We start from the raw sequence: 7,363 nt of genomic DNA, 5'->3' as shown, positions 1-7,363 counted from the left end.
CCCCGCACTGGGCCGTCAACACCTCGGGCACAAAAAAGTGCAAGTAATTGCTTAAGTGGCTGATTTGCAAAGGTGGCGAAAAGCAAAAAGGTTGGCCGCAAGCGGCCAACCCTACCTTTATTGCACTGCCGCAGACAGGGCATGCGCGCTCTGCTACCCTTTAGGGCTTGTTTATCGACTGTAGGCGACCCGTCGCAAGGCATGGTATGAGCACGCTCAAGTTTGATGTTCTGATTATTGGCAGTGGCCTGGCTGGCATGACCCTGGCGCTGCACCTGGCGGAAACCCATAAAGTAGGCCTGATCACCAAGCGTGATCTGCTGGAAGGCAGCTCCAGCTACGCCCAGGGGGGCATTGCTGCAGTACTGGACACTGGCGACTCTATAGAAGAGCACATCAGTGACACGCTGATTGCCGGCGCCGGCCTGTGCAATGAAGAGACAACACGCTTTATTGTAGAGAACTCCAAAGACGCGATTGACTGGCTGATCGATCTTGGCGTGCCGTTCACTCGTGACGACAGCCACCAGACCGGTTATCACCTGACGCGCGAGGGTGGCCACAGCCATCGCCGCATCATTCATGCTGCCGACGCTACCGGCGCAGCCGTCACCACGACACTGGGCCAGAAGATCAAAGCCCACCCGCGCATTACCGTACTGGAAGACTTTATTGCGGTTGACCTGATTACCAGCGCCAAACTGGGCCTGGAGGGCAAACGCTGCTTCGGCGCTTACGCACTGGACAAGCTGGCAGACCAGGTGGTGACCATTGCGGCCAACCATACCATCCTGGCGTCTGGCGGCGCCGGCAAGGTTTACCTGTATACCACCAACCCGGACACCGCGACCGGCGACGGCATTGCCATGGGCTGGCGCGCTGGCTGCCGCGTGGGCAATATGGAATTCATCCAGTTCCACCCTACCTGCCTGTACCACCCGCACACCAAATCGTTCCTGATTTCCGAAGCCGTGCGGGGCGAAGGCGGCATCCTGCGCCTGCCGGACGGCACCCGCTTCATGCCGCATCACGACGAGCGCGCCGAGCTGGCACCCCGTGACGTGGTGGCACGCGCCATCGACTTCGAGATGAAAAAGCACGGTCTGGATTGTGTTTACCTGGACATCTCGTACAAACCGGCCAGTTTCATCCAGGAGCACTTCCCTAATATCTACGCCCACTGCCTGGATCTGGGCATCGACATCACCCAGCAGCCGATTCCGGTGGTGCCGGCGGCGCACTACACCTGCGGCGGACTGGTCACCGACCTGAAAGGCCGCACCGACGTGGAAGGCCTGTACGCCGTGGGCGAAGTGGCGTGCACCGGTCTGCACGGCGCCAACCGTCTGGCCAGCAATTCGCTATTGGAGTGCATGGTAATCGGCAAGGCTGCCGCCGCCGATATCCAGTCGGCCGCACCACTGACGCTGCCGGCGATGCCGGACTGGGACGATAGCCGCGTCACCGACACGGACGAAGAAGTGGTGATCTCGCACAATTGGGACGAACTGCGCCGCGCGATGTGGGACTACGTCGGGATTGTGCGCACCAACAAGCGCTTGGAGCGTGCACTGAACCGCATCAAGTTGCTGAATGAGGAAATCGACGAGTACTACAGCCATTTCCACATCACCAACGATCTGGTCGAGCTGCGTAACCTGGTGCAAACCGCCGAGTTGATCGTGCGCTCGGCGCTAAGCCGCAAGGAAAGCCGCGGCTTGCATTTCAGCCGCGACTACCCGGACACGCTGGCGCAGACGCAAGACACCATCCTGACGCCATCACGCTGATCGCCACCGCCGCAACGCCCCGCCCTGCTTCTGCCGCGCGGGGCGTTTGCATGCCTGGCATCAATGCAGGCGCGATGCTTCGGCGGGCGGTACAAACACCGGCAAGGTGAACCAGAACACGCAGCCGCCCGTAACCGGGGTGCTGACGCCAAACTCGCCACGATGAAACTCCACGATGGAGCGGCAGATATTGAGGCCAATGCCCATGCCGTCGGTTTTGGTGGAGTAAAACGGCGTAAACAGGTTTTCTTTCACCGCATCCTGCAAGCCGGGGCCATTGTCCTGCACCTCCACTCGCCAGAATTGCTGGCCGGTAAAGCTGCGCAGATGCACAGTTGGCCGCAGGCTACCCGCCTCGCGCATCGCTTCGATGGCATTCTTGATCAGGTTGAGCAGCACCTGCTCGATCAGCACCGGGTCCATTTCCACCCTTACACCACCACGCGCCGGCTCCAGATGCAGCCGCACGCCGTACTTGTCCGCCATCGGTTGCGCCATGCCCTGCACCCGTCGTACCGCCAGCTCCGGGTCGCACAGCTCCAGCTGTGGCGCGTGCTTCTTCACAAAAGCCCGGATGCTGTTGACGATCTGCCCGGCGCGGCGGGCCTGCTCGGCAATGGCCTGCACCGCCTCCCCTATGCCACGATTGGCCGCCACTTCGGCCGGTAGCCGCCGTGCCAGACCGGACGAGTAGGTAGAGATGGCGGTGAGCGGCTGGTTAAGTTCGTGCGCCAGCGACGACGCCATCTCGCCCATGGCAATCAGGCGCGAGGTGGTCTGGAAGCGCTCCTCCTGCGCCAGCTCGCGTTCGGCACGGGCGCGGGCGTCGGTGATGTCGAGCAGCATGCACAGCCAGGCCGGCTCGCCGCCCACCCAGTCGATGCGGCGGTATTGCAGCTGAAACCAGCTGCGCCCACCATCCGGGCTGCTCTCCAGGTTGGCCGCCACCTGAGCCGCACCAGACAGGCCGGGCATCAGCGGGCAGTAACTGCCATCTACGGCAAAGCCGGCCCAGCCGGCAGCAAAGGCCGGGTTGGCGTACAGCAGCTGAAAGCCGTCGCCATCAATCACGCACAGGCCGCTTTCCACCCCGTTCAGCACCGCCAGGAAGCGGCGATGCGAGGCATCCAGCGCCAGCCGCTTTTTCTTGAGCTCGGTGATGTCGTACATCGAGGCCACCCAGCCATCGTGCCGGCCGTCCTCCAACACCAGCGGCGTGGCGTACAGCCGCACCTCGAACTTCTCGCCATCCCGGTGGCGGAACGGCAGCTCGAAGCCGTGCTCGGGCAACTGCCCGGCCAGCATGGCCTGCATCGCCGCCGTCAGCACCTCGTGATCGTCGTCGGCCCAAAAGCTGTGCGGCAGCTGCTGACCCACCAGTTCGTCGGCGGTCAGCCCGGTCAGCTCGCACATGGCACGGTTGACGCGCAGAATCTGCCCGCTGCCGCCAAAGGCAATCAGGCCGCTCTTCATGCTGTCTTCCACCGCCTGGCGCAACGACATTTCACGCTGTAATGCGCGCTCGGCGCGGGCACGTACCCTGACCTGACCACGGATACGCCACAAGGAAAACAGCAGCGCTACTACCAACATACCGATCAGCAAGCTGAGCACCGGCAGCGAGAAGCCCACACCGGCGCGATAGGTAATGGCACGCAGGTTCAGGCCATAACCTGGCGGATCGAAGCTCAGCTCATGCGACAGCGTGCCGATAGGCGACGACTGGTCAAACTTGCTGGCCAGCACCTTGCCGCCCAGGTCCACCAGGCTGATGTGGTACTTGGTAGCAATCCACCATGGCACCTGGTACTGCAGCAGCAGGTCCATGCGATACACCAGCCGCAGGCCACCCACATAGCGGCCAGACACGAAGACCGGCACCGCAAAATCAAAACGGTACTTGCCGTCCTGCCCCAGATAAGGCGGGCTGTACGAGGCGCGCCCAAGGCGCTCGGCGCGCCACAAGGCGTCGTACGCGTCACCCCCCAATTGTAAACCGGTGCGCTTTTGCCCATCCAACAGCACCTCGCCGCGCGGCCCGACCCACTGCACCGACTCGACTTCCTTGTTTTCACGTTGCAAAAGCGCCGCAGCAGCATAAAAACGGCGGGCATCGCTGCGCGTCAACGGCATGTCGATTTCCATGCCATCCACGCTTTGCTGGTGGTTTTCCAGGTGCAGGCGCAGGCTCTGCTCTAGCCACAACAGCTCCTGGATCAGGCCGTCGCGTTGCTCGTCGCGCCAGTCCTTGTATACCACCCAGAACAGACCGGACAGTGCGGCCAGCAAGCCCAACAGGATCAGTGTGGCGCCCACCCAGAGGCGGCGCGGCGTGGTAACAGCAGGAGGATCGTTCAGCATGGCAGGTACAGACAAATGACCAGGTTGGCCGCAGGGCGCCAAGCTGCCGGCGCCCGCCGTGGGCGGATATTGGGGTTTTCCCCAATGCGGAAGTCCCCAATGGAGAAGCTAGTGCTTTGATTCTAGTGTTCAGCGTGCAGTGAGTCCGAACAACAACTGGACCGCGCAACACGACAAACACAGGAGAGTACAAGATGAAACTGAAATACGCAGCCCTCGTGGCCAGCCTGGCTTTCGGCGTTTCCGGCATCGCCAACGCCGCCGACTTCGTGATCAAGTTCAGCCACGTGGTGGCGCAGGACACCCCGAAGGGCAAGGCCGCAGAATACTTCAAGAAACTGGCAGAAGAGCGCACCAAAGGCCGCGTGCAGGTACAGGTTTTCCCGAACAGCCAACTGTACAAAGACAAGGAAGAGCTGGAAGCCCTGCAACTGGGCGCCGTACAGATGCTGGCCCCCAGCCTGGCCAAGTTCGGCCCGCTGGGCGCCAAAGAGTTCGAAGTGTTCGACCTGCCGTACATCTTCGACAACTACGATGAACTGCACAAAGTGACCCAGGGCCCGATCGGCATGCAACTGCTGTCCAAGCTGGAAAGCAAGGGCATCAAAGGCCTGGCATTCTGGGACAACGGTTTCAAGATCCTGTCGGCCAACAAACCGCTCAAAACCCCTGCTGACCTGAAGGGCCTGAAAATGCGCATCCAGTCTTCCAAGGTACTGGAAGAGCAAATGCGCAGCATGGGCGCGCTGCCGCAGGTAATGGCTTTCTCGGAAACCTACCAGGCGCTGCAAACCGGCGTGGTAGATGGCACCGAAAACCCGCCGTCCAATATGCTGACCCAGAAAATGCACGAAGTGCAGAAGTACGCCACCGTCACCAACCACGGCTATCTGGGTTACGCCGTGATCGTGAACAAAAAATTCTGGGACGGCCTGCCGGCTGACGTGCGCACCACTCTGGATGGCGCCATGAAAGATGCCACCTTGTACGCCAACAAGATCGCCAAGCAGGAAAACGACGAAGACCTGGCCAAGATCAAGGCCAGCGGCAAAACCCAGATCTACATCCCCACTGCGGCAGAACGCGCTGCATTCAAACAAGCTCTGGTGCCAGTTCACACCAAGATGGACGACCGTATCGGTGAAGGCTTGGTACAGCTGATCTACAAACAGACCGGCTACACCCCGAACTAAGCCTTTTCTGAGCGCATCAGGTTGGCCGCAGCCCTGCGGCCAACCTTCCACCGGAGTCAAAACATGAAATTCCTCGACCACCTCGAGGAGTGGCTGATCGCAACCCTGATGGCAGTAGCAACACTGATTACGTTTTTTGCAGTGGTGCACCGTTACGGTAGCGGCATCGAGTCACTTCAACCTTATCTGGCACACATCCACACCAGCTGGGCACAAGAACTGACCATCTACCTGTTTGTCTGGATGGCCAAATTCGGCGCCGCCTATGGCGTGCGTACGGGTATCCACGTAGGCGTGGACGTGCTGATCAACAAGCTGTCGGACAAGAACCGTAGCAAGTTCATCATCATTGGCCTGCTGTCCGGCGCGCTGTTTACCGGCATTGTCGGCACGCTGGGCGCGACTTTTGTCTGGGAAATCGCCCATACCGACCAGACCTCGGCCGATCTGGAAGTGCCGATGTGGATCGTTTATCTGGCGGTACCGCTGGGTTCTTACCTGATGAGCTTCCGCTTCTTGCAGGTGATGGTGAACTTCATGAAAACCGGCGAGCTGCCCAAGCATGACCACAGCCACGTGGAAGGCATGGAAGACGTGGCAGATGACAGCAACTGGTTTGCCATGGACGACAACCTGCACCCGCACGACCTGAAAAACGGAGGCGACAAAAAATGAGCGCACTCATCATTTTTGGCCTGCTGATCGTGCTGATGCTCACCGGCATGCCGATCTCCATCTCGCTGGGCCTGACCGTACTGACCTTTCTGTTCACCATGACAGAAGTGCCTATCGAGGCGGTAGCGCTGAAACTGTTCACCGGTATCGAGAAGTTCGAAATCATGGCGATTCCGTTCTTCATCCTGGCGGGTAACTTCCTTACCCATGGTGGCGTAGCCAAACGGATGATCAACTTTGCTTCGTCCATGGTTGGCCACTGGCACGGCGGCCTGGGCCTGGCCGGCGTACTGGCCTGCGCGCTGTTTGCCGCCGTATCCGGCTCCAGCCCGGCCACCGTGGTCGCCATCGGTTCCATCCTGCTGCCGGCCATGGTGAAGCAAGGCTTCCCCAACAGCTTCGGCGCTGGCGTCATCACTACCTCGGGCGCACTGGGCATCCTGATTCCGCCGTCCATCGTGATGGTGATGTACTCGGTAGCCACCAACACCTCGGTAGGCCAGCTGTTCATGGCCGGCGTGATTCCGGGCCTAATGCTGGCAGGCTTCCTGGGCCTGACCACCTGGTACCGTGCACGCAAATTCGGCTACCCCCGCCTGGCCAAGGCCAGCATGGGTCAACGCCTGCAAGCACTGCGCGAATCAGTTTGGGGTCTGTTGCTGATCGTGGTGGTGATCGGTGGTATCTACACCGGCATCTTCACCCCGACCGAAGCCGCCGCCATGTCTGCCGTGTACGCCTTCATCGTGGCCGTGTTCATCTACAAGGACCTGACACTGAAGCAAGTACCGAAAGTGCTGCTGGATTCGGCCAGCATGTCCGCCATGCTGCTGTACATCATCACGAACGCGGTACTGTTCTCGTTCCTGATGACCAGCGAAGGTATTCCGCAGGCCATGGCTAGCTCGCTGATTGACGCCGGCCTGGGCCCGGTGGCCTTCCTGCTGGCTGTGAACGTCATCCTGCTGCTGGCTGGTAACGTGATGGAGCCGTCCTCCATCGTACTGATCTTTGCCCCCATCCTGTTCCCGGTAGCCATGGCGCTGGGCATCGACCCGGTGCATTTCGGCATCCTGATCGTAGTGAACATGGAAGTGGGCATGTGCCACCCGCCAGTGGGCCTGAACCTGTACGTGGCGTCCGGCATTACCAAGATGGGCATTACCGAACTCACCATCGCGGTATGGCCGTGGCTGCTCACCATGCTGGCTTTCCTGGGCCTGGTGACCTACGTACCCGCCATCTCGCTGTGGCTGCCCAAAACACTGGGCATGATGTAAACCGCGATAAACGGCGACACGACGCGACGGAACCCTTCCGTCGCGTTTTTTGTCGGACACGCGT

At 60.6% G+C, this 7,363-nt stretch carries 5 protein-coding genes; 4 read left to right on the top strand and 1 reads right to left on the bottom strand.

What is annotated here, in order from left to right; all coding sequences use genetic code 11:
• The first annotated feature begins 206 nt into the window (after positions 1–206).
• Positions 207–1,790: an L-aspartate oxidase gene (nadB, locus tag FLQ03_RS06050; RefSeq protein ID WP_144373946.1), complete on the top strand. Its 1,584-nt coding sequence runs from the start codon at positions 207–209 to the stop codon at positions 1,788–1,790.
• 60 nt (positions 1,791–1,850) lie between these two features.
• On the opposite strand, the gene FLQ03_RS06045 is transcribed toward nadB, so the two are convergent.
• On the bottom strand, positions 1,851–4,151 hold the full coding sequence (locus tag FLQ03_RS06045; RefSeq protein ID WP_144373945.1) for a PAS domain-containing sensor histidine kinase: 2,301 nt from the start codon (positions 4,149–4,151) through the stop codon (positions 1,851–1,853).
• 194 nt (positions 4,152–4,345) lie between these two features.
• Between FLQ03_RS06045 and FLQ03_RS06040 the strand changes: the two genes are divergently transcribed.
• From FLQ03_RS06040 to FLQ03_RS06030, 3 genes are all read left to right on the top strand, one after another.
• Positions 4,346–5,344 (top strand): TRAP transporter substrate-binding protein, encoded by a 999-nt coding sequence (locus tag FLQ03_RS06040; protein WP_144373944.1) that lies wholly within the window; start codon positions 4,346–4,348, stop codon positions 5,342–5,344.
• Positions 5,345–5,407: 63 nt separating this feature from the next.
• The gene (locus FLQ03_RS06035) at positions 5,408–6,019 is read left to right on the top strand and encodes a TRAP transporter small permease (RefSeq protein ID WP_144373943.1); all 612 of its coding nucleotides are present in this window, start codon (positions 5,408–5,410) and stop codon (positions 6,017–6,019) included.
• Complete coding sequence (locus tag FLQ03_RS06030) at positions 6,016–7,299, top strand: TRAP transporter large permease (RefSeq protein WP_144373942.1); 1,284 nt, start codon at positions 6,016–6,018, stop codon at positions 7,297–7,299. Before FLQ03_RS06035 ends, FLQ03_RS06030 begins: the two co-directional genes overlap by 4 nt.
• Positions 7,300–7,363 lie beyond the last annotated feature (64 nt).

The sequence above is a fragment of the Vogesella urethralis genome (genome assembly GCF_007644045.2).
GTDB classification, from domain to species: Bacteria; Pseudomonadota; Gammaproteobacteria; order Burkholderiales; family Chromobacteriaceae; genus Vogesella; species Vogesella urethralis.
The sequence above is the reverse complement of the archived record's forward strand: the minus strand, read 5'-3'. Positions and strand labels throughout refer to the sequence as shown.

Bases quoted from the DNA above. Each gene is read 5' to 3' on its own strand.
- nadB (WP_144373946.1), top strand. From the start codon at position 207: ATGAGCACGCTCAAGTTTGATGTTCTGATTATTGGCAGTGGCCTGGCT.
- FLQ03_RS06045 (WP_144373945.1), bottom strand. From the start codon at position 4,151: ATGCTGAACGATCCTCCTGCTGTTACCACGCCGCGCCGCCTCTGGGTG.
- FLQ03_RS06040 (WP_144373944.1), top strand. From the start codon at position 4,346: ATGAAACTGAAATACGCAGCCCTCGTGGCCAGCCTGGCTTTCGGCGTT.
- FLQ03_RS06035 (WP_144373943.1), top strand. From the start codon at position 5,408: ATGAAATTCCTCGACCACCTCGAGGAGTGGCTGATCGCAACCCTGATG.
- FLQ03_RS06030 (WP_144373942.1), top strand. From the start codon at position 6,016: ATGAGCGCACTCATCATTTTTGGCCTGCTGATCGTGCTGATGCTCACC.